Raw genomic sequence first — 25,348 nt, 5'->3', positions numbered from 1 at the left:
TACATTTGTGTAGTATAATCGAATTAGAACGAAACGACCTGAAGGATGCTTGTCCGGGAAAGCAAAAAGGCTCAGAGTATGGATCTACTCTGAGCCTCTCTTTCTATCATCCTTTATTCTTTAAAGCCCTCAGCACTTCCGTTAAGTCCCCGTGGATGACATAATCGAAAAGGTGATCATGGCCGGTTGCTTCCCGGTTGATGATGACCGTCGTGATGCGGGGATTCCCCGCTGCCGTATACGGGAGCAGACTAAAAGGGGTGACCGTAAGGGACGTTCCCATGACAAGCAGCACGTCTGCCTGTTCGATCCGTGCTTCCGCTTCTTCGTGAAGCGTGATCGGGTCACCGAACAGCATAACGTCAGGTCGAAGCACACTTCCGCAGGAGATGCAGGAGGGAAGGACAGCTTCCCGGATCGATTCAACCGGGTAAGCGTTCCCGCATTGTGTGCAGCTGGAGCTTCCAAGCGTCCCGTGGTATTCCAGCACGTCCGTGCTGCCTGCACGTTCATGCAGCCCGTCTACATTTTGCGTAATGATGGAAACACGACGGCCCGCTTCCAGTTGTTTCAGGAAGTGATGCACATTATTAGGCTCGTAGTCCTGGAGCAGTTTAAGCCGGAAGATCTCTTTATATTTGTTCCAGAAGTCCTGCGGGTTCTGGTGGAAATAATCAGCGGACATGTAGTACTCTCGGGAATGGTCTTCTGTCCACAGCCCTTGAGAAGAACGAAAATCCGGTATGCCGCTTGCCGTCGAGACGCCGGCACCTGTTAAGACGACAACTCGTTCTGCCTCATCCAGAACCTTTCTTACTTCCTCTATTTTCATTGTTTGTTAAAGCCCTTCTTCTTCACGATGCCGGTAACGTCCATCCGGATCGGCTTCGTGAAACGGCGCAGCATTTGGTCTGTCCACGAATCGCTGCGGTTGTTCGTCTGTCTGCCTGCGTAATAAGCGGCAATCGTTTCATCGAACTCGGCAAGTTTCTCCTTGTGATCCTTCTGATAGGTATTTTCGAAATAAACGGCTTCTTTCGGCAGTCGGGGTTTCTTATCCGGTTCAGCATCCGGCGTGCCGAATACCATGCCGAACAATGGAAGAACGTGTTTAGGAAGATCAAGTATTTCATCTACTTTATTCAATTGGTTTCGGATACTGCCGATATAACAAATACCAAGTCCCATCGATTCTGCTGCAATGGCAGCATTCTGAGCGGCCAGTGCTGCATCGATCGCTGCCACAAGGAAGTGTTCACTGTTCTCCAGGTTTTCCACCATTTCTTCATATTGGTCTTCTGTCGCATGAAGAGTGTGGCGGTGCAGATCGGCACAGAAAATCATCAGGTGTCCGTTATCCTTCACGTACGATTGTCCGGTGATCTCCGCCAGCTGTGCTTTCTTCGTTTCATCCGTGACGCCAATGATGGAATACGCCATCATATAGCTGGAAGTCGAAGCCTGCTGAGCAGATGCGATAATGGTGTTCAACTGCTCGCCGGTCAGCGGAATATCTTTGAATTTGCGGATGGATTTATGATTCAAAATCGTTTCTAAAGTTTCGTTCATTTTTGTGTTCCTCCTTATTCCTTTCCATACTTCCATAGCGAAGTTACGCTTTCGCGTCCGGGTTCTTCCGGAATGGATTCGCTTTTCATTTGAATGAGCGTTTCTTCCATAAAAGTAACAGAATCAATCGCATATTGGTACTGATCCGGTCTGGGAAGTAAGTATTCATCGGCGGTTTCCAGCTCCATAGGATTGAGGGAAGCCATATCCACAACGGTCATCTGGTGTTTCTTTTCTCCATTGACGTCACGGGAGAAAAGGAAGGCCGCATACCCTCCCTCCGGAGATAATTCTATGCTTTCCCGTTCGCTTAAATCGCTCAGAAGGTAAGATACTTCGTCTTCAAAGCTGATCAATAAATGGGAGCAGACGTCTTCCCGGCATGCAAAATCTATAAGATAACGGTCTTCCGTTACCTCCTGATAATGCAGCCCTTCTATTGCAGCCTCCGTGTTTCCTGAAGAGTGGATGAACTGCCAAAGAATAGGGAAATTATCCTGCTCTATTATGTAAGTTGTGCCGTCCACATCAAGTTTGATTGATTCTTCCTGTTCTTCCGTCGAGTCACCGCCTGCAGCGGAGTCCGAACCTTTTTCCCCGGCACTGCCTGTCCAGCTGCAGCCTGCAATGATCAGGAGGAGAAGGAAAAGAATCGACAACCATTTCCTCATACTTGGATCTCCTCTCCCTTTCGTGGGATCTTGATTTAAGAATACCATAAAAGCATGCAGGGGTAGGAATATATTGCAGTCATGCAGGAGATTGTCCTTTTTGAAAGAATTATTGTACTATACTATTATGTGGGGAGGACGGATAGGATGGCGGAAGTGTACAATTTCAAAGATTATCAAAAGAAGAAAAAAGGACGGTCTTTTCAGGATGAACGGACGACTGTCGCAATTTATAAAAGTGTGGTTCATTATGTACATATGTATATCGAACCTCAGTATGAGGAACCGTTCGAGCACTTGACTACAAACATCTGCGTCCCTGAGTTATATAAGTATAATAAAGGGAAATTTTTAGAAACATTCGCAAGCCTGCTTGCTTATTGGAATATCGAGCCTCATCCGGAGAGTGACATTCCAAGAGGCGAAGAATTCAACTATTTTCCTACAATCGGGCATCTATGCTTCTATATTGAAAAAAGGGTGAAAGGTCTATAAGAACATGATTACTCATGTCTCATAGCTTTCACCCTTTTTATGTTCACCAAACCAGCGTAAAACTGGATGAGGCCGATACCGAAGAGGATCGGTCCAACGGTCGTTGCGAAGTTAAGGCTGATAAAAGTCTGCACCATTCCCAGTGCTGTAAAGATCATATATTTCCTGGACTTCAAACTGAAGTAGGACGCGAACAGGGTCGCGATACTCACCAGTAGGAGTACAGGTGCGATCCATGGATATAATTCCAATAATCCCATGACTGTCACCTCCTGTAAATTAATGTTGTCAGAAAATTAAGTGTTTTTATATCTTATCATGGGTGGGAGGTATGGGACAAGAGCGAAAACCGTCTAGTTTTGCGGTTTCCAACTTGTGTTGTGAAGTTGTTTATACCCGCTCTATAAAAACATCAAACCTTTACTTCGAAATAAATGCCCCCAGGCTCATATGTATGCGGAACGGGGTATAAGGATAAAGATGAAGGAAAAGGTGAAGAAGGATGGAGGGGTTTGGTATGAATGGAAGAATAGAAGTAGAGCATCTGTCAAAAACATTCAAGAAGGGAAATGTCACCGCGGTGAAAGACGTTTCCTTCCAAGTGGAAGAAGGAGAATTTTTTGCATTTCTCGGACCGAACGGTGCGGGTAAATCCACAACGGTACAAATATTGACAACGCTCATCAATGCATCCTCCGGTAACATTACGGTTGCAGGTCACGATGTCATCCGTGCACCGGAAGAGGTAAGACGTTACATCGGCGTTGCTCTCCAGGAAACGGGAGTAGATCCTGATTTGACCGGTAGAGAGCTTTTGGAACTACAGTCTTATATTTTCGGGTTTGGCAAACAGGACGGGAAGAAGCGGGCAAGGGAGCTCTTGGAGATTGTGCAGTTGGAAGACGCAGCCGAGCGTCGTGTAGGCAACTACTCCGGCGGGATGCGCAGGCGCCTTGACTTGGCGCTGACACTTGTCAATGAACCAAAAATTCTTTTTCTGGATGAACCGACGACCGGGCTTGATCCATCAAATCGGATCGCCATTTGGGAAGAACTCCGCCGCTTAAATGAAGAGAACGGGACGACAATCTTCCTTACAACACAATATTTGGAGGAAGCGGATAATCTCGCTGACCGGCTCAGCATCATTAACAAGGGGGAAATCGTCGCTACCGGGACACCGAAGGAATTGAAGCAGCAGATCGGGGATGATTTGATTACTCTTCGGTTGAAGGACTCCAATCAGGAGGAAGCCGCCCAAGCTATTCTTCATGACCGGTTGGAACAGAACGATGTCATCAGGAAGGACGGAAATTTACTGATATACGTAGAAGAAGGGACGAAACAGCTGCTGGAAGTCGTCCGTATCTTCGATCAGGAGGGGATCGCAGTGGATGACATCCAACTTTCTTCTCCGACGTTGGATGATATCTTCCTGAAGATCACGAAAGAGCAGAAGGAAGAAGGGGAGAGAGCACATGGGTAATAATGTATGGAAAGATACATGGCTGCTCACTGTACGCAGTATTAAGACGACGATCCGTAATCCGTTCTCTTTCATTCCGAACTTAATCATTTCTGTCTTTTTCCTGCTCGTCTATGACGGAGGGTTAAGCGGGATCTCCCAACTTCCTACCTTCGAAGGAGCCAATTATTTAGCATTCATTCTTCCTGTATCCATCGTTTCGGCGGCAATCGGAGGCGCAGGCGGGGCAGGGCAGGGAATCGTCAAAGATATTGAGAACGGCTTCTTTTCCAGGCTTCTGCTGACGCCGGCTTCAAGACTTGCAATCGTGCTCGGACCCATCATTGCAGGAATGCTCCAGCTTCTTGTTCAGACAGTATTGATCTTCGGAATCGCTTTCTTGATGGGGCTTGAGGTGAAGACAGGTTTTCTCGGCATGCTGTTTGTCTTGTTGATTGCCATCGGGTGGGGGCTTGCTTTCGCCGGCTATTCGGCGGGGGTCGCGTTAAGAACGAAGAATGCACAGGCGTCTCAGGCGGGAACCTTCATCTTCTTTCCGCTCATCTTCCTGAGCACGACATTCGTACCGTACGACCTTATCGAAGCGCAGTGGCTGAAGGTAGCCGCTGCCATCAACCCGACGACGTATGTCTTTGAAAGCATGCGGACGGTGATGATTGACGGCTGGGTGTTCGGGGATCTGATGAAAGGAGTTATCGCCATCCTTATCGCCTGTGCAATCACGATCACGTTTGCGGCTGTTTCTGCGAAAAAAGCGGTGGCTCGTGGATGATATCAGAAAATTGCCTCCATTCCAACGTTTTCTGATATAATAAAGGAACCAAATAAGTCAGGAGTGATGTTTTATGAAAACGACAAAGCCATTTAACGTAACTTACACCCACCCATATACAAAAGGAGGACATCACTTCTGACGTCCTCCTTACCTTAGGAGGAATCGAATGGAACGGACAGATTTTAATGAATTTTTTCAAGAGCAAGTGAAGGAAGAAGAGCATGCAGGGAGAGTCGTACGCCATACACGCGGTCTGTACACACTGGCGTCTGGAAACGGGGATGTCAGAGCGGAAGTGGCAGGACGTTTTCATCATACCGCTCTTCATGACAGCGATTACCCTGCGGTCGGTGACTGGGTCATTTTTGAGGCGTATGAGAACGGAAGCAGGGGAATCATCCAGAGGGTCCTGGAAAGGAAGACGGTTCTTTCGCGAAAGAAAGCGGGAACAGGACACAACGAACAGGTGATAGCGGCGAACGTGGACACGGTATTCATCGTCACCGCCATGACGCTTGAATTCAACGTGAGACGGATCGAGCGCTACGTCCAGCAGGTATATGAAAGCGGGGCAAGTCCTGTCGTCGTCTGTACGAAAAAAGATTTATGCAGCGATCCGGACGGAAAGACGAGAGAAGTGGAGCAGGTTGCTCCCGGTGTCCCCGTTTATGCCGTAGACAGCCTCAGCGGTGCCGGTATAGAGCAAATCCGGCAGTCATTCCGTCCCGGCGAGACCGTCTCTCTGATTGGTTCTTCCGGTGTCGGCAAGTCTACGTTAACGAACGCCCTGATGGGGGAAGCCGTTCAGCACACCCAGTCCGTGCGTTCAGAGGATGGGCGTGGCCGTCATACGACGACACACCGGGAACTCTTTGAAATCCCAGGTGGAGTGTACCTGATCGATACACCGGGCATGCGTGAACTGCAGCTGTGGGGCGAAGATGCAGACCTCGACCAAACGTTCAGCGATGTAGACGCTCTTGGGAACAGCTGCAAGTTCCGCAACTGCAGACATGAAAGCGAACCCGGATGCGCGGTGCGGGCGGCGATAGATTCCGGCGAGCTGTCGGAAGGTCGTCTGAAGAGCTATAATAAGCTCAAGCGCGAATTGAAGCGGCTGGAGTTGAAAGATAAATACGGCACGCATCGGACGAACCGCATGCTGCACGGATCGAATAAACGGTGAAGAATTAATGTCGGGTGGAGAGGGCATGCTCCCGTCCGTTCGCTGAAATTTTCCGTTCCTAATTAGATATATAGTTACAGCGATATTATATTTGTGAAGGAAACGGTTCTTTAAACCTCGTATGTTTCTCACCAATCTGAAAAGATACCTTTAACGAGGTATCTTTTCTTCTTTCCATATTGTCATCGCTTTCAAAGTTTGGAATAATGAGTATGTGCTATATTTCACAATCTTGAGGTGATGAAGATGAAGAAGAAATCAATCTATGTAGAAATACCAATCCGTACCTCTATGGATGACCTGTGGAAAGCAAGCCAGGAACCTTCTGTTCATGAACGTTGGGATCTGCGCTTTTCTTCTATTACTTATCTTCCGAAAGCGCAAGGGTCTCCTCAGAGATTTACATACAAGACGAAAATAGGCTTCGGCCACGATATTTCCGGATGGGGGCAGAGTGTGACAGCGAGAAAAGGGGGAGATGGTGCACGGACATCTTCGCTCCATTTCGGTACAGAGCAGAAACGGTCGATCATTCGGGAGGGGCGGGGTTTTTGGAAGTATGTGCCGAGGCAAGACGGAGGGGTGACGTTCCTCACCCGCTATGATTATACGACCAACTTCGGGGCAGCAGGCCGGCTGTTCGACAGGTTGTGCTTCCGCCCTTTAATCGGCTGGGCGACGGCACTCAGCTTCGATGTCCTGAAGAGGTGGCTGGAAAAAGGGACAGTGCCGGAAGTGCAGTATCGAAATTTTTTCGTTACATGGCTTTCCGCCATCCTATTCAGCTTTATTTGGATCTATCACGGGCTTGTACCAAAACTGATTTTCCAGCATCCTCAGGAACTGGCGATGCTGACATCTGTTCTACCCATTGGAGAAGCCGTGGCTCACCGGGTCATGTCTGCGATCGGAATTGGCGAAGTCGTCATCGGTCTTCTTTGGTTGATATGCCGAAGGAAGCGCTGGTTGTTCGCCGCTCAGACAGCTGCTTTTCCACTATTGACAATTGGAGCCGTCACGGCTGCCCCGGAATCGCTGACACAGCCATTTAACCCGTTAACTTTCAATCTGGCTCTTTTCGCGCTTTCTTTCCTGGGGTTTTCGTTCAGTAAAGACGTGCCGACTGCGAAATACTGCAGGAGAAGGCAGGTGACGGGGGAATGAAGCCTTGGTTGGTTGTCTCAACGCTGCTGTTTCTTTTAGCCGCCTTCTTTTCCGCAGATCCGTGGTACTATTCGATTCTTACCGCCGCACAAATGATTTATGTCCCTCTCCTCCTTTCAAACAGGCAGCCGGAAGAGGGGAAATCCCCGCTTCTCTTGTACGGAACAGGTACCGCGGTGGTCATGGTCACCATTCTTCGGTTGACGGGGGACATGCCGTGGGATGCAGCTCTTGGTCTTTTGTATTTTATTTTTACCATTCTCGTCGCTTTTCATGGCGTTCGGCGAATGGTGCGGCGAGGGTTTACCAATGTCGAAGAGTTTTTCCTTGATGTGGGGTATGTGTATCTCGGTATCGGAGGGTTTTGGTTCTTTGCTTTTGTGGCGGAAATAGATACCGGCTTTTACCCTCTGCTTACATGGCTGACGAGTATTCACTTCCATTATGCGGGATTCATGCTGCTCACCTTTCTCGGGCTTCTCGGCAGAAGGAGGAAATCGCGTTCCTATTATACCGCGGGATGGTCCGTCGTGGCGGCCCCTATCTTGCTTGCACTCGGCATTTCCTTTTCTCCTATCCTTGAGGTAGCCTCTGTCCTTCTTTATATCGTTGGTATTTATACACTTATCGCTACAGCGTGGAGGACGTCGTTCAAAAATCGGATGCAGGAACTGTTGTGTCGGATTTCTTTTACTTCGCTGGGTGTGACGATTCTCTTTTCCCTTGCTTATGCTCTCAGTCAAGTCATGGATGGGTTTGTCGTGACCATCGAATTTATGATTATGTTTCACGGCGTTATCAATATGGTCGCTTTCGGCTTAACGGGAGTGTGGGGGTGGAGTCTTGCCTTCCCGGAAGCCACGTACCAAGTCCCTCGCTTTCCTGTCAGTAACATAACTGGAGGGTGGCGGATTGGAGAGCATGTTTTGAAAGGGAAGGAAGGTGGAAGGTCCTGCAGCGGCCTTGTCGACGATTTTTCGATCTACGTATCCGAACGGGAAGAAGGGGAGGTCCATCCGGAGATCGTATCCTTTTACGAGCAGACCGATAAATACCGGTTATATTCCCGTGTCTGCTGGCATTGGTGGTTCTATCCCTTCGCTGTTCTCTACCGGGCCGTCAGTACCGTGACAAAGCAGATCAACCTTCCGCTGTCGAGGCAGACGTATGAAATGACGGGGGCTATCCGTTCTGTCTCGGATAAATTAGATGGAAGAGAAAATACTCGTGCCTGGATAAGGAAGATCAATGAATCCGAGGTGTTTATCGCCTTGTATGCTTCCCATACATCCAGAGGGCAGACGTACATGAACATCTCTCTACCGCTTCCGTTTTCTGCAATGGCAGGCATCTTGGAGGTGAGAAGGGAAAGGGAAGAGCTCGTTCTCACTAGTGAAAAGGGGAACTCGGAATCGGATGCCGGCACGTACCTTATTGTTCGCGGCCGCCCCATCGTTCTGCCGCTGACGGAGCATTTTCGCGTGAGCCATGAAGAGAACGGCGTCCTTTGTGCTGTTCATACGATGAGAATTTTCGGTCTTCCGTTTCTCACCATCCATTATCGAATTAATAGAAAGGGATGAATCTATGTACAGCCGAATACCAGATACATAACAATACCAGCGGGCACGCGCACCTCCTGGAGGATAGAATCGTCCACAAAATAATAGAGGAGGCGCAAAGATGAATTTTAATGATTATTTAAAAGAGGTAGACCGGCCTTTCCATGGATGGGATTTCTCTTACATTTCCGGGGCAGGAAGAATGCAGAGCGGACTGCTGCCATGGTCGTATGGATCGATGGCCAGGAACTTCCTCCATGGCGCACGTGCTGCACTCGATATGGGGACCGGAGGAGGCGAGTTTTTGGAAAAGCTCCTTCCGTTTCCGCTGTATATGGCTGCGACAGAGGGGTATGCACCTAATTACCCGCTGGCAAAAGAACGACTGGAGCCACACGGAGTGACGGTGGTTCCTGTCGAGAATGACACGCTTCCCTTCGAAAACGCAAGATTCGATCTTGTACTGAATCAACACGACTCTTACGACCTGGGAGAGGTGAAGCGTGTATTGAAGCCTGGAGGGATATTTCTTACGCAGCAAGTAGGAGGGGTGGATTGTTCCGGCATAAACGATCGACTGGAGGTTCCTGTTAATGATGAGTATGCAAAGTGGTCCTTGGAAACGGCTGAAAAACCCTTCCTTTCTCCTGAATGGGAACTGATTGCGTCAGGGGAAGCTCATCCGACTCAGAGGTTTTATGATATCGGAGCGCTGATCTACTATTTGAAAGCCATACCCTGGCAGGTGCCTGATTTCACAGTGGAAAAATATAGAGAAGAGCTGCTCTCTATTCACAAGGAAATGAGTAATAACAAGTCTTTAGACGTCAGACAACATCGGTTTTTCATCGCTGCCAGGCTGCTTTAAAAAGTTTGTTAATTATTTTTTTAACTTTTTTTCTGATGTTTTTTTTCGGAATTGAAGGAGTGTTTTTCCTCCGATTTTTTTTCGTGCATGCCATTGCATGCTGTAATCCTTCACCCTTGATTTCACAAGGGTTTGAACGCTGTAAAGTGATAAAACATACCCCTTATCCTCTGAAGGATAAGGGGTTTTTTTACTGATTTGAAGCGTTTGCACAGGGTGTTATATTTCGTGGAACGAAGTTGTTTTTTGTCAAATCGCTATTGTTTTATTGTCTTAATTTTGCAATAATTACTTCTAAAGAAATTGGACATTTGGTAGTAAATGAAGGAGTAGGAACGCAATGAAAAATATGAAAACGATGTGGATGGATGAACAGAAGGAAGTCGGAGTTGTGGAATTGCAGGATGAAGTTTTCGGAACCTCTTATCATCCGGTAATCTTCGTCGATGTAGAGGAAAGAGAGTTTAAGGTCATCAACAATCTTTGGTACACGACTTATCATGGGGCGAGGCAGTTCTTTCGCTCGAAGACGAATACATATGTCGTGACAGGCCGAATGAAAAAAGTACGCAGTTGAAGAAGGGGCGGTTCGGTAGATATGGTGGAGGTACGGAAAGCGGATGGTTCCAATGTAGCGGACATTATTCGTGTCTGTGAATCTGGCTATCGGGAAACATACAAATCGTTGCTGGAGAAAGAAGATATTGAGCAGGTGATTGAAGAATTTTATAACGCAGACCGGATTGCGCGGGAAGTTCGTGATATTTCCGATGAATGGAACGGGTGGTTTGTCGCTGTCGATGAGGAAGGGACTGTCGTCGGTGCCGGCGGGGGAGGAATGACCGGATCTGAAACGGCAGAACTTTTTGTTCTCTATCTTGATCCTGAGAGAAAGCGGGAAGGCATCGGAGGCAGACTGCTTGAAGCTATCACAGAGGATCATATTGCTCGTGGTGCATCGGAGCAATGGGTCTCTGTAACGAAAGGGAACGAGATGGGCATTCCCTTTTATGAGAAATCCGGCTTTGTTTACAAAGGGGAGCGGCCGTCTCATAAGCTTCCTTCAGAAAAGTCCTATATTTCGTTGCGGTATCGAAGAGAAATAGGAAAATAAAGCAGGTGGAACAGCCCCGCATCGGCGGCGGCTTTTTGTTTACACGAAAAAGAAGCTGTTCTTGTATCATGGAATACTATCCATTTCTTGCTTGCTTATATTTCCCGATAAAATAAAAAGAAGCAGCCTTACAAAAGGCTGCTTCTTTTTGGTGTTATCTATTCATATACATGTCTACTTCCCACTGGCTGACCTGCAGGGAGTATTCTGTCCATTCTTTTTCCTTCTCTTCGATATAAGCTTGGGATGTGTGATCGCCAAGTGCGTTCAGAAGGATTTCATCTTTCTTCAAAGCAGAGATAGCTTCTTTCAAGTTCGTAGGAAGAGTAGGCACGCTGTCATCCGTCACTTCGTAAAGGTTACGAGTTTCTGCGTCGCCTGCGTCCATTTCCTTACGGATACCTTCAAGACCTGCCTGGATCAATACAGCAAGCGTCAAGTAAGGGTTAGCCGTCGGATCCGGGTTGCGGACTTCGAAACGCGTTCCTTTACCACGTGTTGTTGGTACGCGGACCATACAACTACGGTTGGAGTGGGACCAAGCTACACTTACAGGAGCTTCATAACCAGGAACGAGACGCTTGTAGGAGTTCACGTTCGGGTTCGTAATTGCTGCAATTCCGCTTGCGTGATGCAGAATTCCTGCGATGAACTGTTTCATCGTCTTAGACACGCCGTCTTTCGCATCTTCATCGTAGAACGCGCTGTCTCCATCACGGAACAAGGACAGGTGGCAGTGCATTCCGGAGCCGTTTTCGCCTGCGATCGGTTTCGGCATGAATGTCGCGTGGTAGTTATGGTTTGTTGCAATATCCTTTACAACGTTCTTAAAGGTTTGGATGTTGTCTGCTGCTTTCAGCATGTTATCGAAACGGAAGTTGATTTCGTGCTGTCCCATCGCTACTTCGTGGTGGGAAGCTTCCATCTCGAAACCGTACTTCTTAAGGGTGCGTACGATATCACGGCGTACCTTGTCTCCTTTATCTTTAGGAGAAGCATCGAAGTATCCGGCGCGGTCGTTCATCTTACGAATCGGATAACCTTCATCGTTCAGTTTGAACAGGAAGAATTCCGGTTCAGGACCGACGTTAACGGTATAGCCTAAATCCGCTGCTTCTTTCATAGCACGTTTCAGGATGTAGCGAGGGTCTCCTTCGAATGGAGTGCCGTCCGGCTTGTAGATGTCACAAATGAAGCGCGCGCTGCGATCTTCATCGACCATAGATGGAAGTAGTAGGAACGTATCCAAATCTGGTACAAGATACATGTCACTTTCTTGGATTGCAGAGAAACCGGAGATGGAAGAACTGTCGAACATCGCTTCGTTGTTCAGCACCATGTCCAATTCATCTATCGGCAGTTCTACGTTCTTAGTATCCCCTAGCATGTCTGTGAACTCTAGTAGGATGAATTCTACGTTATTCTCTTTGACTTCCTGCTTGATCTGTTCTTTTGTGTAAGTCATACAATACCCTCTCTTTATCTTTTTTTATGAGTCTTCCATCCCTGATCATGCATCGGATAAGAACCTCAAAATGTCTATGTAAGGAATTCTAACACATAATGTCGTGAAATCTCAAACATCTTTTTGACAATTCCCTTAATTTTTTGTCGTAAACGTCTTTTCAGCGATTTTTATTGGAACGGATTCATAGAGTGATAGAAAAGGAGGAGATGGATAATGGGAAGGTATCAGGCGATCATTTGGAAAGCAGCTGTTTTCTTCTTTTATTTATGGTTGGTTTCTTTTATACAATCGAAGCTTCAGACGCTGGCGGCAGAGTCGTTTATTGTTTACCCTTATATAATCTTCGGTCAAACGGCTTATATTCCTGCCGGTTTTCTGTTGAAATTTGAAAAAATAACACAATGGAGGAAGAAAGACGTCTTATGGAGGTGGAATAGGAAAGGGGTGGGGGTGATCACTCTTTGCCTCTATTTTCTATTCGTTCCTTTCGTGCTTCCTCTGCCTGCGCTGCTTCCCGGAGTCCTTCTTACCAATCCGTCTGCGAGTCCTGTCGTCCAAATGGTGGCTGGATATGCCGCTGCGGCATGTTTTCTGAAGGAGCGCCGGTAATCATTTTTCCTATAGGAGAAGTTGGACTCTTCCGGTATTCTATTTTATAATCGAAAAGACGTAATGCTTACATACTTCGATTATAGAAAGGAAGATTATTTTGGCTAAAACTCTAGTTTTCGGTCACAAGAACCCGGATACGGACACGATCTGTTCTGCACTTGTGTATGCGGATCTGAAAAAGACGATTGGGGAAGACGCGGAAGCCGTCCGCCTCGGTGAAGTAGGGGGAGAGACACAGTTTGCCCTTGAACAATTCAATGTGGAGGCGCCTCGTTTCGTAGAACGTGTATCCGACGAAGTGGAACAGGTTATTCTTGTCGATCACAACGAACGCCAGCAGAGTGCCGACGATATTGATGATGTCCAGGTGCTTGAAGTGATTGACCACCACAGAATCGCGAACTTCGAGACGAAAGGCCCTCTTTATTATCGTGCAGAGCCTGTCGGATGTACGGCAACGATCTTGAACAAGCTTTATAAAGAGCACGGAAAAGAAGTGCCGAAACAAATGGCCGGACTGATGCTTTCTGCGATCATTTCCGACTCTCTCTTGTTTAAATCCCCGACATGCACAGAGGAAGACCGTAAAGCGGCGGAAGAGCTTGCTGCCATCGCAGGTGTCGATGCGGAAGAATACGGCCTTCAAATGCTGAAAGCCGGAGCTGACATCAGCGACAAAACAGCAGAGCAGTTGATTTCCCTTGATGCGAAGGAATTCTCTATGGGTGATAAGAAAGTAGAGATTGCTCAGGTGAATACGGTTGACACGAACGATGTGCTTTCCCGTAAAGGTGAACTGGAGCAGGCGATTGAAAAAGTAACAGCGGATAAAGGGCTTGATCTCTTCGTCCTTGTTGTTACAGACATCCTTGAAAGTGACTCCACCGTCGTAGCAGTAGGCGAAGCGACAGACGCGGTAGCGAAAGCATTTGACGTAACGCTTGACGGTAATCAAGCCGTCCTTCCTGGTGTCGTCAGCCGTAAGAAGCAGATTGTTCCACCTTTGAATACGTATTTCGGATAAAAAAAAGCGCCGGTCCTTCTATAAAAGGGCCGCGTTTTTTTATCGGATTACAGGGAGAGAAGGCTCCGGAAAGCAGAGTGCTTTCCTCCATGCGTCCCGGCGCAAAACAGTACTCCATTATAAACCAAGCAGGCTTTCCGGCCAGGCAATTTTCATGAAGGTGCTGAGAACGATCAGGGCAACGATTGTAATTCCCGTTGAGTACGCCGCCTTGCCGATGGTGAATCGGGATTCCTTGACTAGAAAAGTCATCAGGAAGACCGCGGAAGCTGCCAGCACTCCGATGATGTAAATCAGTATTACATACCCTACAATCCAGGCGAGATAAATAAGCGGCTGGACAATAAGAACTTTCTGATGCTTCTTATCTTTCTGCTTTACATATTTGATGATTTCAGAGCAGAGGTACAGTCCGGTGACGATGCTTCCCGCTGTTGATACGTAAATGGGAAAAAACTGAGCAAGCCTTGAGAAAGAGAGTGCTGTGATGGCAGCCCAGGTAAATAATGCGAATAAGAAAATAGTAAAAGCGATATTCAACTTTTGTTTATCCATGCTCACACACCTTCTTTCTGAATGCGGCCGCTGATCCTTTTCATTACAGAACCGCCTGTAAGTAATACGACGATCAGGACCGCCAGTGCGATGACGATTGGGTTGCTGATCCATTCCCATCCATAACGTTCAATGGAAATCCAGTAGTACCTTTCTGCGGAAATGGCCAGGACGAAGCCGATCAAAAGCGGCGGCCGCGGCCAGTCGAGGATTGTCATGACATACCCGAGCAGTCCAATGACAAGGAAGGTCACGATATCTCCCCATGCGAAGTTGCTTTGATAGGCCCCGATTAATAATAGAATGACCAGGAAAGGAACCAGCTTTTCACCCGGAATAAGACTGATTTTTGCAATGGGACGGATGAGTACCATACACATCAGCGCACCGACAATATTTGCAATAACAAGTGTCCATACAATGGAAAGCGTGACGGGGAGGTCGTTTGTCAACATTCTCGGACCTGCCTCCAACCCCATTAGAATCAATCCTCCAAGTAAAATGGCTGTCGTTCCGCTTCCTGGGATGCCGAAGAGAAGGGTAGGGATGAGAGAGCCTCCTTCTTTGGCGTTGTTAGCACTCTCCGGAGCGATGACTCCCCTGATATCTCCTCCCCCAAAATTATTGTTCTTCACGGTTTTCTTCCCGGCTCCATAAGCGAGCCAATCGACGACGCTCCCGCCGAGTCCGGGAATGAAGCCGATGAGGCTCCCGAGGACGGCACTCCGAAAGATAAGGAACTTATTGCGGAGGCCATCCTTTACCCCTTCCAACACGCCGCCTTGTAATTTGCCGGTATCTGATACGCTGCCTTTATCCGTCAGCATAGTGATGAGGATGGGGAATGCAAAAATGGCAAGCGCAACAACTGGAAGAGAGAGTCCGTTTGATAAATATAGAAAATCGAAAGTATAGCGGTATTCTGTGATGGCCGGGGCGCTGCCGACAGAGCCTATTAAAAGTCCGAGAAGACCGGACATCGCTCCCTTAGCTGGAGAATCGCCAGCCAGAAGGCCGGCCATGCTTAAACCAAGCATGGTCAGCATAAACAGTTCCGGGGAAGAAAAGCTCGTGATGAGAGGAGTAGCAAAAGGGATAGCGGCGTAAAGGGCAATTCCTCCGATGACGCCTCCGATCATCGAACAGAACAAAGCTGCCCCCATGGCACGTGCTGCCTGGCCTTTTTTCGCGAGGGGATATCCGTCCATGATGGTTGCCTGAGATCCCGATGAACCAGGTATACCGAGCAGGACCGAAGGGAAGGTGTCCCCGGTGTGGACAACAGCGACCATTCCGATTAGTAACGCCATGCCGATGTAAGGGTCCATTCCGAATATAAACGGAAGGAGAAGGGACATCCCGACGGTACCTCCGAGCCCCGGAAGCAATCCTACAACAATACCGAGACCAATTCCGAGAACCATAAACAGCATACGGGAAGGGTCAAGGACAATATGCAAAGCTGACACTGCACTTTCCAACATATGGACACCTCATCTCTTCATAATTTTTTCACATCAACTCCGTGTTCGTGCAGTAGGAAGTCATAGATCCAGTCGATCATTTCCGGAGTAGTGTTTTCTTCTAAACTGGTAATTCGTTGTTTCAATTCTTCATTTGTATATAGCTCGTAGTCTTCAAGAATTTCCGCTGACTCCTTCAGGAAATCTTCATCAGATTTCAAACGATCCGCCGCTTCTTCCAGTTCTTTTTTGGTAGATTCGGGGGCATCCTCGTGGACCCAGATGACTTTCTGTAGCGTGTAAGTCGCATTCAGGAAGTGTTTGTAGGCGTTCCAGTCTTCCCCAGACGGTTCCTTTCCATATAGATCTTCATAGACTTCCTTCACAGTAGGGAGATCAGGAAACTGCGGGTCGCGTACGACGTTGCCTTTTTCATCAATCTGTCCAAGGCTGTAGAGTGGTACAGCACTTCCTTCTTCCACTCTTGGTTCTATATTCCTCTTATAAGCGGTGGTCGTCTGAAAATCGATATTGCTTTCCCCTTGCTCGAATGCCACTCTGGCAGGTCCTCTTCCTTCATACCCGAGGACAGCCTTCGCATCCATTCCCAATACCTCAAAGGAAATCAAGGTAGTGAGGTCGAGCCCCGTCGGTGACATGCCTGCAAAGTAAAGCTTCTCATCCAGTTCATTCAGATCTGATGCGCTCTCTATTCCAAGGGAGTCGGATACATAGACGACAGCCCCGGTAGGAGCGCCGATGATGGGGTTTAAATCTTCGAAGTTGTATTTTACAGATGATTGACCCAGAAGAAGCGGGATGTGTGTGGAGGCACTTGTCGTGATGAGGTTGCTCCCGTCTCTGTCATAGGAAGTGATGTATTCGTTGGCGCCTGTGATGCTTCCTCCACCGGGGATGTTCTCCACCTGGATACTCGGCTTCGATTCTATATGAGAAGCAAGTGGGTTCGACATATATCTTCCGAAGACATCTGTGCCGCCTCCGGAGTTATAGGGAACTACCATCGTCAAAAGATCTGTTCCGATGCCTTCCTTATCCGAAGTTGATAGCTGGGACTGACCGAGCGTGAGAGAAGAGCATCCGGTTAAGCATAAGGCGCATATGCATATAAAAGTAAGCGCATACATTTTATTCACTGTTCGTCCTCCTTTTTATGTGGTTGGCATAAGGTTATAAAAAAACAGGACATAAGTAAAATAGCGAAAAATTATGAGGTTAAATAAATTTTTTTTATAATTTAACTTTTTGCTGGCTCATGAGGAAGTCGATGAAGGCTTTGACAATGTGAAGCTTCAAGTAGTCCGGCCTGTACATTAACCATGTATCCCGCATGACAGGTTCCCCGTTCTTATAATGAAGCCCTTCTGTGTACAGCTGATCGGATGGACGGAGACAGATTTCCGGTACTACCGCAAACCCGAGGCCGTGCTTGACCATTTCTTTACTCGTTTCCTGACGATCCACTTCCATTGGAGAGTACGGGGACTGGGAAAAATGATTGTTCCACCACTTCGTAATGAGCGACTGCAGGGAATTATCTGTCTTGTAGTTAATAAACGGGAGGCTCGGTAAATCCTCCACAGCGACTGCGTCTTTGGAAATGATATGGAGCTGTTCCTTAATGAGCAGCTGTTTTTCGCCTTCCCAATCATAATCTCCTCTCAAAATGCCGAGGTGGATATGGGACCGGCTCAACAAATTTTTAATTTCAACACTCCATCCTGTTTGAACGTCGAATTGAATGTTCGGGTATTGCTCCGAAAATTTCTTTAAAAGAGCAGGGAGTTTATATTGGGCGAAGTTACTGGAAACACCGATTCTTAACGTGCCACGCACCTCTTTACCAATGTTCATCAGTTCATCGGACAAGGTCTGCAGCTCTTGGAGCTGTCTTTTTGCATAGGCGACGAGGTGTTCTCCTTCCGAGGTGAATGCAATGCCTGTCTTCGTGCGGAAGAAGAGTTTTGCTTGAAAGGTATCCTCCAGCTGTTTTAAACGGTAACTCAAGGCTGGTTGAGATATGAACAGTGCTTCGGCTGCTTTGGTCAAGCTTTTTCGTTCATCTACAGCACGCAGGATGTCCCAGTCTTTTTGATCCATGTCGAGCCTCCTATTATAAAATATTTTTATCTGATAAGATCGAAATTCGTGATTTTTCTTATGGTGACTTCCATTGTACGCTAGAACCAACCTGATCACAATAGTATTCCTGGAGGAGAGGATAGCGTATGTATAAAGTTCCGGTGACTCTTATGCGAGGGGGAACGAGCAAAGGTGTATTTATTTTGAAGGATCACATGCCTGCCGATCGAGAAGAGTGGGAGCCGTTTCTCCTCGATATCATGGGGAGCCCCGATCCCAATCAAATCGATGGATTGGGAGGGGCAAATTCTCTTACAAGTAAAGTGGCGATCATCAGTAAAAGCACCCATCCGTTCCATCACGTAGACTATACGTTCGCGCAAGTCAGTCTTGACAAACAAGTCGTAGATTTTAATGGGAATTGTGGCAATATCTCATCCGCTGTCGGACCATATGCAATCAGTAAAGGGATGGTGGATGTCCTTGAGCCGGTTACGACGGTTCAAATATGGAACACAAATACGAAGAAGTTGATAAGTGCGGAGGTGGAAGTCGAAGGCGGTAAAGTCAAGACGGAGGGAAGCTACGAGATTCCGGGCGTCCCTGGAAGTGGATCGCCGATTTTTCTTTCCTTCGAGAAACCGGAAGGGGCCGTTACTGGGAGGATTTTTCCTTCCGGGAAGCCTAAAGAGTACGTTGCGTGCTCTTATGGTACCATTCCTATTTCCATTGTGGATGTGGCCAATCCGCTCGTGATGGTAAATGCTGCTCACGTCGGTCTCGCAGGAGATGAACTACCGGATGATTTTTCCAGTGAAACATTAAAGAGGTTGGAGGAAGTCCGTTCGATAGCAGCTGAGCTTTGTGGGTTCTCAGCGAAGGAGGATGCTTCTGACCAATCACCTGCTGTACCGAAATTGACTATTGTAGCCGAGACTTCTAAGTACACGGATATCCAGGGAATTACTCATGAGAAAGAGGACGTTGACGTGCTTGTTAGAATGATGTCAATGCAGAAGCCGCACAAGGCCCTGGCTATTACAGGGGCCGTCTGCCTCTCTGTTGCAAGCAGGTTGACTGGTACCGTGCTCTCTGATCTGGCAATCCGGTCGCAGGATTCCCTTCGGATCGGACATCCTGGAGGCGTTCTGGAAGCATATATTACCGAAGATCCGGATGTCCGGGTGAAAATCGGAAGGACGGCGAGGCTCTTAATGGAGGGAATCGTTTATACCAAAAAAGATTATGAAATAAAGGCAAAAGCCGATTCCCGGCTGTTATCCACCTTCCTCCATGAGTCTATTTAAATAAGAATTCAGTAAAAAGAGGACCCCGCAATTCGTGGAGTCCTCTTTTTATTCAGAAGAAAATCGTTGTTTTTGATGATTGTAAAAGATAGATGATCCTGTCTTGATTCTATGGAACCATCCGTCTATTCCATTCTTCCCTCAGGATTCCCATCCGAATCGAATCGTAGTAGGCTCCTTCATAAATTCGGCACTTACGCATTCTGCCTTCGACTTTCATTCCCAATTTCTCGCCAACCCGCATCATCCGTTCGTTTCTTGACCATGTCGTGAGCCCGACCCGTGCGAGCGGGAGATGACGAAACAAGTGATCGATCCACAATTCCAAAGCCTCGGAACCGTAACCGCCGTTCCAGTAGTCCGGGTCATAGATGCCGATACCGACTTCGAGCCAGAGGGAAGGCTTGTGTTCCCAGTAATAGGTGACGGTACCGATGATTCGGCCTTCTACTTCTATAATTAATCGAGAGTCCGGTTCTCCATTCTTCAGCCTTGCTTTTCTTGCGTGCTCGTGGCTGCGGTAGCTTTCCAACGTGTGCGGCTCCAACGGGTAGTAAGGAGCGTCCCACTTCTTCCACTCCGGCTCGAATCCTTGATAAATCAAGTCATAAAGGACGGGAATGTCCGTATCCTCGATGCTTCTCAAACGTACGAGCCGTCCTTGTATATGCAGTGCTTTATCCGTATCTGCCATGCCCGCATCCTCCGTTCTTTCTTTTTTTCCATCGTACCACATCCTGACGGCCCTGTTTGAAGGAATGTTGCAGAGGGTAAAGAAAAAAGGTATCGTACATAAATGGCAGGTGATAGCAATGATAAACATTATGGCTTACTCCAAAGAGAAGGGGATGCAGGAAGGAATACCGATGCAGGAGCTGCGGTCTGAGACTTGGGACTGGTACTGGGTGGATTTCGAAGAGCCGACGAAGGAAGAAATCGGGATGCTGGAATCGGAATTCCATTTCCATCCGCTCGCCATCGAAGACTGTCTGCAAGGGTTGCAGCGACCGAAGCTGGATTATTACGACGACCATACTTTTTTTGTCATCCACTCGGTCAGTCGAATGGAGCTTGAGAAGAAGGAGATCGATATCTTCCTTGGTGACTGCTCGATCGTAACCTTTCATAAAGAGAAAAACGATCCGCTTGAACAGGCGAAACGGATGGTCCGACGCGTAAAAGATTACCAAGAGGTCGATGAATATTTCGTGTTCCACCAGATTCTCGATAAGGTCGTAGACAATTATTTCCCGATCATCTATAAGATTGAGGATCACATCAATGATATCGAGGACAATACGAAGAACCTTTCCATGGAGCGGTTGCTGGAGGAGCTGTTTGATCGCAGAGGGGAACTTTTGACGCTGCGTCAAACGGTCCATCCGATGCGCGACTTACTGTATCGTATTTTGAACTCCCACCATTTGGACGGGGTTTTTGACCGGAGGGAATACTTTGCTGATATCCACGATCATTTGGTCAAAGTGGCGGACATGATCGCTTCCAACAGGGAGATGACGCAGGATATCCGGGACAGTTATTTATCCTTAAACTCCCATGAAACGAACCGGACGATGCAGATCCTTACGGTTATTTCGGTCATCTTCATGCCGCTGACCTTTATCGTAGGCGTGTATGGGATGAACTTCTCAAACATGCCGGAATTAAGTACCACATACGGTTATCTGGTTGTTTGGATCATCATGATCAGCGTTGCGGTAGGGATGTACATCTGGTTCCGTAACAAAGGATGGTTTGATTAATGCTTTCAAAAAAGGCCGGGGTCACGTGTCCCCGGCCTTTTTCTTATTCTTCTTCTTTGTCAAACCATAAAAGCTCCTGCTCATCTACGAAACCATTATAGTTGATGAACACTTCTTCTCCTTGTTTAATGTCCTTATAAGCATAGAAATCGAACGTATGCTGCTCGAAGTTAATTTTATAATTGGCATTCGGTTCGTAGGAGTGATTGAACATCATTCCATAACCGAGCAAAAAGGCGGTATGGTTCTCCCCGTATTCAAAGGCATAGTCGGCAAGACGCGTCTTTTCAATATGCACGTGTTCGCTGTTGGGGTAGGGGATGACGGGCGCTTCGTGGATCAGTTCGTCTTTGGCAATGTCGCGGGTTGCAAACATTCCTCTGTTCAACTCCTCATCCTCGAAACGGGATGTACGTACTTCAATCATTATTTTCACCTGCACTTTCCCATAAAACATTACGTTACAAGTGTGACAGGTCTAAGCAAATAAAGCAAATGGATGACGGGCTGCTCCCGTTATCCGCACTTTTATTCCAATACATCATGGTCGACGTAGCGCTTTCCATTCAGGGCGCTGATAACGTTGACCGCTACTTTTGCTCCATCTCCTGCAGTGATGATGGTATGGACACTTGCGCCTGCTGCGGTCCCTGCCGCCCAAACTTTAGGCATCGATGTGTGCCCGTTTTCGTCTGTTTGGATTATTTTTGCGACCCGGGGCTCGGTGCCTTTTATAATGTCTACGCCAAGATTTTCCGCTGCCTTGACGGACATGCCAGTTGCAAAGATGATGTGTTCGACTTCGTAGGAGCGGGTTTCGGTTTGAATCTCATGTGCTTCGCCTTTAGTGACAATTCCGTTTACGGTTTCCGATACAATCTCTGCTCCGAACTTCGCTGCCTGGGCCTGTCCCTGTTTCAAGAGGTCCGGCCCTTTGATTCCGTCCACTCCGTAATGATTTTCCACCCAGGCCATCTTCGTTATGCTTTTTCCGTGATCGAATACGACTGTCTTCTTGCCTGCTTTGGCGGTGAAAAGTCCGGCACTTGCGCCTGCCGGGCCACCGCCGATAATGGCGACATCGTACATGAAGCAACCCTCCTTATCCTATTACACCTTTCATTATATCTAAATATTCCGACTTTTTTAAGTGGTTGTGTATACTCTTGTTGCTTTCTCTTGTGAAGTGCTGTATGATTCATTTCGATACTCGAAAGAAAGGGAGGTAAGACATGTGGACCAACGTGTGAAAAATCCGCGCGGGCTGTTAATTTCTTTATGTGCGGTCATGATGATGTCCGTTATGAACGGTACGATGTTCAATATAGCCGTTCCTGACATTGCAGAGACTTATCATTTGATGCCGTCGGAAGTCAGCTGGGTGATGACAGGATACATTATGGTATACGCTATCGGAGCTTTGACATATGGGAAACTGGCTGACTTTTATCCTTACAGGACATTGATTACGTACGGATTGATCATATTCAGCGCTTCATCGTTGTTTGGTTTCTTCGCTCAGAACTATGCCATGGTCTTGGCGGCAAGAGTGCTCCAGGCTTTGGGTGGCGCCATGATTCCGGCCCTCGTATTCCTTGCCCCTTTGAAATATTTCAAGCATGAGCGTGGTCGGGTGCTTGGGATTGTTGCATCCGTCATGGCATTCGCTTCCGGTATCGGACCGATAGCAGGCGGTTTTATCGCAGGCTTCTTAGACTGGAGGTATTTGTTCCTGACCTCTGCAGCCATTATTGTCACGCTGCCCTTCTTAAGGAAGAACCTTCCTCAGGAAGAAGCGAAAAAGGGGTATATCGATTTCATTGGTGCCGCCTTGATTGCAGGATTCATATCTACCCTATTAATAGGTATCACACTTGATATGCCCTTGCTTTTTGTCGCTTCCGGCCTGTTCCTCGCCTTAAACGTGTGGCGGATGCGGACAATTGCCGAGCCGTTCATTCCGACGCACTTGTTCAAGGATGTTCCTTACAGAACGACGATCATTACAAGCTTTCTTGCCGTGCTCTGTTTATTCGGAATGATGTTCATGCTTCCAATCATGTTCCGGGACGCTTATCAAATGGAGACGATGATGATCGGCCTCGTCCTGTTTCCCGGAGCCGTCAGTGCAGCGCTCATGGGGCAGAAGGGGGGCAGTCTTGTCGATACGAAAGGAAATACGTTTGTTCTATATACCGCGATGATACTGCTGATCTCAGGTTTTCTCCTGCTGTCATTCATCGTCGGAGCCCATCCTTATGTTGTCGGGGCAGCCATGATTGTCGCCTACATGAGTTTCCCGCTTGTTCAGGCCTCGTCCGCCGACATACTTGCCAATATACTCGATGACAAGGAGACGGGAGTGGGGATGGGAGTCTTCAACCTGATCAATTTTATCTCCGGTGCTTTAAGCGGTGCTTTGATCGGGAAGGCTTTGGATCTTTATGAACCTGTCTCACCGCTCCACGGAATCGGCTTTCAAGGGGACACGGCGATCTACAGCAATATTTTCCTTTTTTTCGCGGGAATCATAGCTGTAGGATTCGTTCAATTTCACTGGAATTATTTCAAAAAAAAGCAGACCCGCCAACAGAAAGAACCCGCATCCTGATTCTCAGGTGCGGGTTCTTTGGATTACACGAATACAGAGCTTACATTTTTAAGAGCTGCTTCGCTGTACTGTTGGCGCGGGGTGCTGACGGCACCGTTATCAGCCCATAAGTTTTCTATGTCTGTATAAATTTCTGCACAGCGCTCGCCGCCGATGATGAGGACGAGTGGTTCCTCCATCTTCATGCAAAGGAAGAAGGAAAGGAGCTTTGGCAGATGCTTGGCGTCCGTAATCAGTTGGTTCTGGTGTAAGTATAAATCACAACCGCCGCGGGAAATCAGTTTATATAGTTTCACGATTTGGTTCGTTTCTAATGGTTGGCGCAGTTGGACTTGGTAAGAGGACAGTTCACTCACCGGCAGTCACCTCCGAAATAGTATAGTTGTATAGAAACTACCCGCCTCCCGGATCATATAAACCTGACCGGATTCAGTGCTCGTAGATCATCTTCCGTGTCATCCCGCCGTCAAGGACAATATTTTCTCCATTTAAGAAGTGGTTATCAGGGTCTGTCAGGTATGCACAGGCTTTGGCTACGTCTCTGACGTTACCGGCGCGCCCGGAAAGATGCTGTTGATGGTCGATGTCCCTCAGGTCTTCTGCGTCTCCTGTATGGATCCACCCGGGGCTTACGGCGTTTACTCTGATTTGATAAGGACTTAAGGATGCAGCCAGGGCATGGGTCAATGCATAAATTCCGCCTTTACTGGCTGCATAGGCTTCCGAGTCCGGTTCACTCATGAATGCCCGGGTGGAAGCGATATGAACGATTCGGCCCTTGGTTCCCGTCTCTCTCCACAATTCTGCTGCATATTTCGACATGAGGAAACAGCTTCTCAAGTTGGTGTGAATCACATCATCAAACCCTTCTGCGTCGATATCGAAAAGGGATTGAAAGCGGCTGACGCCGGCATTGTTAATCAAGATCGTTATCGTTCCGAAACGTTTTTTTACATCTTCGTGGATTTTCTTGATAGCGGATGGATCACGCACGTCGCAGACAAGGAAATGGATGGCTGGATTTTCATCCGAAAGCTTTTTTCCCGCCTCCTCATCGACATCCAGCGCTATAACCTGCGCACCTTTTTCTGCATAGTATAACGAAAGGCCTTTTCCGATGCCGTTCGCAGCTCCCGTAATCATTACTAATTCATTATGGAATGTCATGTGCCTACCTCCTTGTTTCTATTTTCCTACAGAAGGGGAAAGGTAAACATGGATTTGCTTGTCGGTATTCGGAGAACGTGGTATGATTTCTAAAAAAATTGGAGGTGATCGTATGAAACGAGTGACATTAGTGGATGTATTCAAACATCGCATTACACAAAAGTATTTGCAGCGGTCAGGTATCAACCACGCGGTCACCGTAGCCGGGTATGCCTATGATATGGCGGTGGAGGCAGGTGTCGACCCTGACCTTGCCACGAAATCCGCGCTTCTTCATGACATGGGGCATTATGAATGGTACAGGGACGGGAAGTGGGATTACGATGAGTATCGCAAGCACGATATTCATGCTATAAAAGGAGCGGAGCGGGCCCATAAGCTTTTG

29 protein-coding genes are annotated in these 25,348 nt (G+C 47.6%); 15 read left to right on the top strand and 14 right to left on the bottom strand.

Translation table 11 applies throughout. The features are described 5' to 3' along the window. Positions 1-106: 106 nt before the first annotated feature. From D479_RS14605 to D479_RS14595, 3 genes are read right to left on the bottom strand one after another with little or no spacing between them, the layout of a single operon-like run. Positions 107-832, bottom strand: coding sequence for an NAD-dependent protein deacylase (locus D479_RS14605; protein WP_008638420.1), 726 nt, complete (start codon positions 830-832; stop codon positions 107-109). Continuing rightward, positions 829-1,569 (bottom strand): oxygen-insensitive NADPH nitroreductase, encoded by a 741-nt coding sequence (gene nfsA / locus D479_RS14600; protein ID WP_008638419.1) that lies wholly within the window; start codon positions 1,567-1,569, stop codon positions 829-831. Before nfsA ends, D479_RS14605 begins: the two co-directional genes overlap by 4 nt. A 14-nt stretch (positions 1,570-1,583) precedes the next feature. After that, entirely contained in the window at positions 1,584-2,240 is a 657-nt protein-coding gene (locus tag D479_RS14595; protein WP_008638416.1) for a hypothetical protein, read from the bottom strand. A 147-nt stretch (positions 2,241-2,387) separates the two neighbouring features. Between D479_RS14595 and D479_RS14590 the strand changes: the two genes are divergently transcribed. Next, positions 2,388-2,735, top strand: coding sequence for a hypothetical protein (locus D479_RS14590; RefSeq protein WP_008638414.1), 348 nt, complete (start codon positions 2,388-2,390; stop codon positions 2,733-2,735). An 8-nt stretch (positions 2,736-2,743) separates the two neighbouring features. On the opposite strand, the gene D479_RS14585 is transcribed toward D479_RS14590, so the two are convergent. After that, entirely contained in the window at positions 2,744-2,995 is a 252-nt protein-coding gene (locus D479_RS14585; RefSeq protein WP_008638412.1) for a hypothetical protein, read from the bottom strand. Between the two features lie 257 nt (positions 2,996-3,252). Between D479_RS14585 and D479_RS14580 the strand changes: the two genes are divergently transcribed. From D479_RS14580 to D479_RS14545, 8 genes are all read left to right on the top strand, one after another. After that, positions 3,253-4,221: an ATP-binding cassette domain-containing protein gene (locus tag D479_RS14580; protein ID WP_008638411.1), complete on the top strand. Its 969-nt coding sequence runs from the start codon at positions 3,253-3,255 to the stop codon at positions 4,219-4,221. Continuing rightward, positions 4,214-4,993, top strand: coding sequence for an ABC transporter permease (locus D479_RS14575; RefSeq protein ID WP_008638410.1), 780 nt, complete (start codon positions 4,214-4,216; stop codon positions 4,991-4,993). Before D479_RS14580 ends, D479_RS14575 begins: the two co-directional genes overlap by 8 nt. Before the next feature lie 169 nt (positions 4,994-5,162). After that, complete coding sequence (gene rsgA / locus D479_RS14570) at positions 5,163-6,182, top strand: ribosome small subunit-dependent GTPase A (RefSeq protein ID WP_008638409.1); 1,020 nt, start codon at positions 5,163-5,165, stop codon at positions 6,180-6,182. 246 nt (positions 6,183-6,428) lie between these two features. Next, the gene (locus tag D479_RS14565) at positions 6,429-7,346 is read left to right on the top strand and encodes a DoxX-like family protein (protein ID WP_008638408.1); all 918 of its coding nucleotides are present in this window, start codon (positions 6,429-6,431) and stop codon (positions 7,344-7,346) included. Then, a complete protein-coding gene (locus tag D479_RS14560) occupies positions 7,343-8,929 on the top strand; it encodes a YndJ family protein (RefSeq protein WP_008638407.1) in 1,587 nt (528 codons plus the stop codon). Before D479_RS14565 ends, D479_RS14560 begins: the two co-directional genes overlap by 4 nt. A gap of 100 nt (positions 8,930-9,029) precedes the next feature. Further along, positions 9,030-9,776 carry a class I SAM-dependent methyltransferase gene (locus D479_RS14555; RefSeq protein ID WP_008638406.1) on the top strand — a complete coding sequence of 249 codons (747 nt, stop codon included), beginning with the start codon at positions 9,030-9,032 and terminating at the stop codon, positions 9,774-9,776. Positions 9,777-10,116: 340 nt separating this feature from the next. Then, on the top strand, positions 10,117-10,353 hold the full coding sequence (locus D479_RS14550; protein ID WP_008638404.1) for a hypothetical protein: 237 nt from the start codon (positions 10,117-10,119) through the stop codon (positions 10,351-10,353). Between the two features lie 21 nt (positions 10,354-10,374). Then, on the top strand, positions 10,375-10,890 hold the full coding sequence (locus D479_RS14545; RefSeq protein WP_008638402.1) for a GNAT family N-acetyltransferase: 516 nt from the start codon (positions 10,375-10,377) through the stop codon (positions 10,888-10,890). Between the two features lie 154 nt (positions 10,891-11,044). Here D479_RS14545 and glnA read toward each other — a convergent pair whose 3' ends face one another. Continuing rightward, the gene (glnA, locus tag D479_RS14540; RefSeq protein WP_008638400.1) at positions 11,045-12,355 is read right to left on the bottom strand and encodes a type I glutamate--ammonia ligase; all 1,311 of its coding nucleotides are present in this window, start codon (positions 12,353-12,355) and stop codon (positions 11,045-11,047) included. Between the two features lie 216 nt (positions 12,356-12,571). On the opposite strand from glnA, the gene D479_RS14535 reads away from it, so the two are divergent. Together D479_RS14535 and D479_RS14530 are read left to right on the top strand one after the other, a co-directional pair. Next, positions 12,572-12,967: a hypothetical protein gene (locus D479_RS14535; RefSeq protein ID WP_008638398.1), complete on the top strand. Its 396-nt coding sequence runs from the start codon at positions 12,572-12,574 to the stop codon at positions 12,965-12,967. A gap of 100 nt (positions 12,968-13,067) precedes the next feature. Further along, entirely contained in the window at positions 13,068-13,994 is a 927-nt protein-coding gene (locus tag D479_RS14530; RefSeq protein WP_008638397.1) for a manganese-dependent inorganic pyrophosphatase, read from the top strand. Positions 13,995-14,111: 117 nt separating this feature from the next. Here the strand turns inward: D479_RS14530 and D479_RS14525 are convergent, their stop codons facing one another. From D479_RS14525 to D479_RS14510, 4 genes are all read right to left on the bottom strand, one after another. Continuing rightward, positions 14,112-14,549: a tripartite tricarboxylate transporter TctB family protein gene (locus D479_RS14525; RefSeq protein WP_008638395.1), complete on the bottom strand. Its 438-nt coding sequence runs from the start codon at positions 14,547-14,549 to the stop codon at positions 14,112-14,114. Positions 14,550-14,551: 2 nt separating this feature from the next. Next, on the bottom strand, positions 14,552-16,033 hold the full coding sequence (locus D479_RS14520) for a tripartite tricarboxylate transporter permease (protein WP_008638393.1): 1,482 nt from the start codon (positions 16,031-16,033) through the stop codon (positions 14,552-14,554). 17 nt (positions 16,034-16,050) lie between these two features. Next, positions 16,051-17,169 (bottom strand): hypothetical protein, encoded by a 1,119-nt coding sequence (locus D479_RS14515; RefSeq protein ID WP_008638391.1) that lies wholly within the window; start codon positions 17,167-17,169, stop codon positions 16,051-16,053. 94 nt (positions 17,170-17,263) lie between these two features. Further along, complete coding sequence (locus tag D479_RS14510) at positions 17,264-18,133, bottom strand: LysR family transcriptional regulator (RefSeq protein WP_008638388.1); 870 nt, start codon at positions 18,131-18,133, stop codon at positions 17,264-17,266. Between the two features lie 128 nt (positions 18,134-18,261). Between D479_RS14510 and D479_RS14505 the strand changes: the two genes are divergently transcribed. Continuing rightward, complete coding sequence (locus D479_RS14505) at positions 18,262-19,422, top strand: PrpF domain-containing protein (protein ID WP_008638386.1); 1,161 nt, start codon at positions 18,262-18,264, stop codon at positions 19,420-19,422. A 109-nt stretch (positions 19,423-19,531) separates the two neighbouring features. Here D479_RS14505 and D479_RS14500 read toward each other — a convergent pair whose 3' ends face one another. After that, positions 19,532-20,116, bottom strand: a complete 585-nt coding sequence (locus D479_RS14500) for a GNAT family protein (RefSeq protein WP_039871573.1) — start codon at positions 20,114-20,116, stop codon at positions 19,532-19,534. 118 nt (positions 20,117-20,234) lie between these two features. Here D479_RS14500 and corA point away from each other — a divergent pair, with 118 nt between their 5' ends. Further along, positions 20,235-21,185, top strand: coding sequence for a magnesium/cobalt transporter CorA (corA, locus tag D479_RS14495; RefSeq protein ID WP_008638382.1), 951 nt, complete (start codon positions 20,235-20,237; stop codon positions 21,183-21,185). A 43-nt stretch (positions 21,186-21,228) separates the two neighbouring features. Here corA and D479_RS14490 read toward each other — a convergent pair whose 3' ends face one another. Both D479_RS14490 and D479_RS14485 read right to left on the bottom strand, forming a co-directional pair. Continuing rightward, positions 21,229-21,612: an SET domain-containing protein gene (locus D479_RS14490; RefSeq protein WP_008638380.1), complete on the bottom strand. Its 384-nt coding sequence runs from the start codon at positions 21,610-21,612 to the stop codon at positions 21,229-21,231. Positions 21,613-21,713: 101 nt separating this feature from the next. Further along, positions 21,714-22,274: an FAD-dependent oxidoreductase gene (locus D479_RS14485; protein ID WP_008638379.1), complete on the bottom strand. Its 561-nt coding sequence runs from the start codon at positions 22,272-22,274 to the stop codon at positions 21,714-21,716. Between the two features lie 145 nt (positions 22,275-22,419). Here D479_RS14485 and D479_RS14480 point away from each other — a divergent pair, with 145 nt between their 5' ends. After that, positions 22,420-23,796: an MFS transporter gene (locus D479_RS14480; protein WP_008638378.1), complete on the top strand. Its 1,377-nt coding sequence runs from the start codon at positions 22,420-22,422 to the stop codon at positions 23,794-23,796. A gap of 23 nt (positions 23,797-23,819) precedes the next feature. Here D479_RS14480 and D479_RS14475 read toward each other — a convergent pair whose 3' ends face one another. Together D479_RS14475 and D479_RS14470 are read right to left on the bottom strand one after the other, a co-directional pair. Next, the gene (locus tag D479_RS14475) at positions 23,820-24,152 is read right to left on the bottom strand and encodes a hypothetical protein (RefSeq protein ID WP_008638377.1); all 333 of its coding nucleotides are present in this window, start codon (positions 24,150-24,152) and stop codon (positions 23,820-23,822) included. A 73-nt stretch (positions 24,153-24,225) separates the two neighbouring features. After that, positions 24,226-24,963, bottom strand: coding sequence for an SDR family oxidoreductase (locus D479_RS14470; protein WP_008638376.1), 738 nt, complete (start codon positions 24,961-24,963; stop codon positions 24,226-24,228). A 112-nt stretch (positions 24,964-25,075) separates the two neighbouring features. On the opposite strand from D479_RS14470, the gene D479_RS14465 reads away from it, so the two are divergent. After that, positions 25,076-25,348: HD domain-containing protein (locus tag D479_RS14465; RefSeq protein ID WP_039871569.1), on the top strand; the 273-nt coding region annotated here is incomplete at its 3' end.

The organism is Halobacillus sp. BAB-2008, assembly GCF_000328325.1.
In the GTDB taxonomy this organism is placed as follows: Bacteria; Bacillota; Bacilli; order Bacillales; family Halobacillaceae; genus Halobacillus.
The sequence above is the reverse complement of the archived record's forward strand: the minus strand, read 5'-3'. Positions and strand labels throughout refer to the sequence as shown.

Excerpts from the sequence above, each read along its gene's own strand:
- D479_RS14605 (WP_008638420.1), bottom strand. The coding sequence starts at position 832 with ATGAAAATAGAGGAAGTAAGAAAGGTTCTGGATGAGGCAGAACGAGTT.
- nfsA (WP_008638419.1), bottom strand. The coding sequence starts at position 1,569 with ATGAACGAAACTTTAGAAACGATTTTGAATCATAAATCCATCCGCAAA.
- D479_RS14595 (WP_008638416.1), bottom strand. The coding sequence starts at position 2,240 with ATGAGGAAATGGTTGTCGATTCTTTTCCTTCTCCTCCTGATCATTGCA.
- D479_RS14590 (WP_008638414.1), top strand. The coding sequence starts at position 2,388 with ATGGCGGAAGTGTACAATTTCAAAGATTATCAAAAGAAGAAAAAAGGA.
- D479_RS14585 (WP_008638412.1), bottom strand. The coding sequence starts at position 2,995 with ATGGGATTATTGGAATTATATCCATGGATCGCACCTGTACTCCTACTG.
- D479_RS14580 (WP_008638411.1), top strand. The coding sequence starts at position 3,253 with ATGAATGGAAGAATAGAAGTAGAGCATCTGTCAAAAACATTCAAGAAG.
- D479_RS14575 (WP_008638410.1), top strand. The coding sequence starts at position 4,214 with ATGGGTAATAATGTATGGAAAGATACATGGCTGCTCACTGTACGCAGT.
- rsgA (WP_008638409.1), top strand. The coding sequence starts at position 5,163 with ATGGAACGGACAGATTTTAATGAATTTTTTCAAGAGCAAGTGAAGGAA.
- D479_RS14565 (WP_008638408.1), top strand. The coding sequence starts at position 6,429 with ATGAAGAAGAAATCAATCTATGTAGAAATACCAATCCGTACCTCTATG.
- D479_RS14560 (WP_008638407.1), top strand. The coding sequence starts at position 7,343 with ATGAAGCCTTGGTTGGTTGTCTCAACGCTGCTGTTTCTTTTAGCCGCC.
- D479_RS14555 (WP_008638406.1), top strand. The coding sequence starts at position 9,030 with ATGAATTTTAATGATTATTTAAAAGAGGTAGACCGGCCTTTCCATGGA.
- D479_RS14550 (WP_008638404.1), top strand. The coding sequence starts at position 10,117 with ATGAAAAATATGAAAACGATGTGGATGGATGAACAGAAGGAAGTCGGA.
- D479_RS14545 (WP_008638402.1), top strand. The coding sequence starts at position 10,375 with ATGGTGGAGGTACGGAAAGCGGATGGTTCCAATGTAGCGGACATTATT.
- glnA (WP_008638400.1), bottom strand. The coding sequence starts at position 12,355 with ATGACTTACACAAAAGAACAGATCAAGCAGGAAGTCAAAGAGAATAAC.
- D479_RS14535 (WP_008638398.1), top strand. The coding sequence starts at position 12,572 with ATGGGAAGGTATCAGGCGATCATTTGGAAAGCAGCTGTTTTCTTCTTT.
- D479_RS14525 (WP_008638395.1), bottom strand. The coding sequence starts at position 14,549 with ATGGATAAACAAAAGTTGAATATCGCTTTTACTATTTTCTTATTCGCA.
- D479_RS14520 (WP_008638393.1), bottom strand. The coding sequence starts at position 16,033 with ATGTTGGAAAGTGCAGTGTCAGCTTTGCATATTGTCCTTGACCCTTCC.
- D479_RS14510 (WP_008638388.1), bottom strand. The coding sequence starts at position 18,133 with ATGGATCAAAAAGACTGGGACATCCTGCGTGCTGTAGATGAACGAAAA.
- D479_RS14505 (WP_008638386.1), top strand. The coding sequence starts at position 18,262 with ATGTATAAAGTTCCGGTGACTCTTATGCGAGGGGGAACGAGCAAAGGT.
- D479_RS14500 (WP_039871573.1), bottom strand. The coding sequence starts at position 20,116 with ATGGCAGATACGGATAAAGCACTGCATATACAAGGACGGCTCGTACGT.
- corA (WP_008638382.1), top strand. The coding sequence starts at position 20,235 with ATGATAAACATTATGGCTTACTCCAAAGAGAAGGGGATGCAGGAAGGA.
- D479_RS14490 (WP_008638380.1), bottom strand. The coding sequence starts at position 21,612 with ATGATTGAAGTACGTACATCCCGTTTCGAGGATGAGGAGTTGAACAGA.
- D479_RS14485 (WP_008638379.1), bottom strand. The coding sequence starts at position 22,274 with ATGTACGATGTCGCCATTATCGGCGGTGGCCCGGCAGGCGCAAGTGCC.
- D479_RS14470 (WP_008638376.1), bottom strand. The coding sequence starts at position 24,963 with ATGACATTCCATAATGAATTAGTAATGATTACGGGAGCTGCGAACGGC.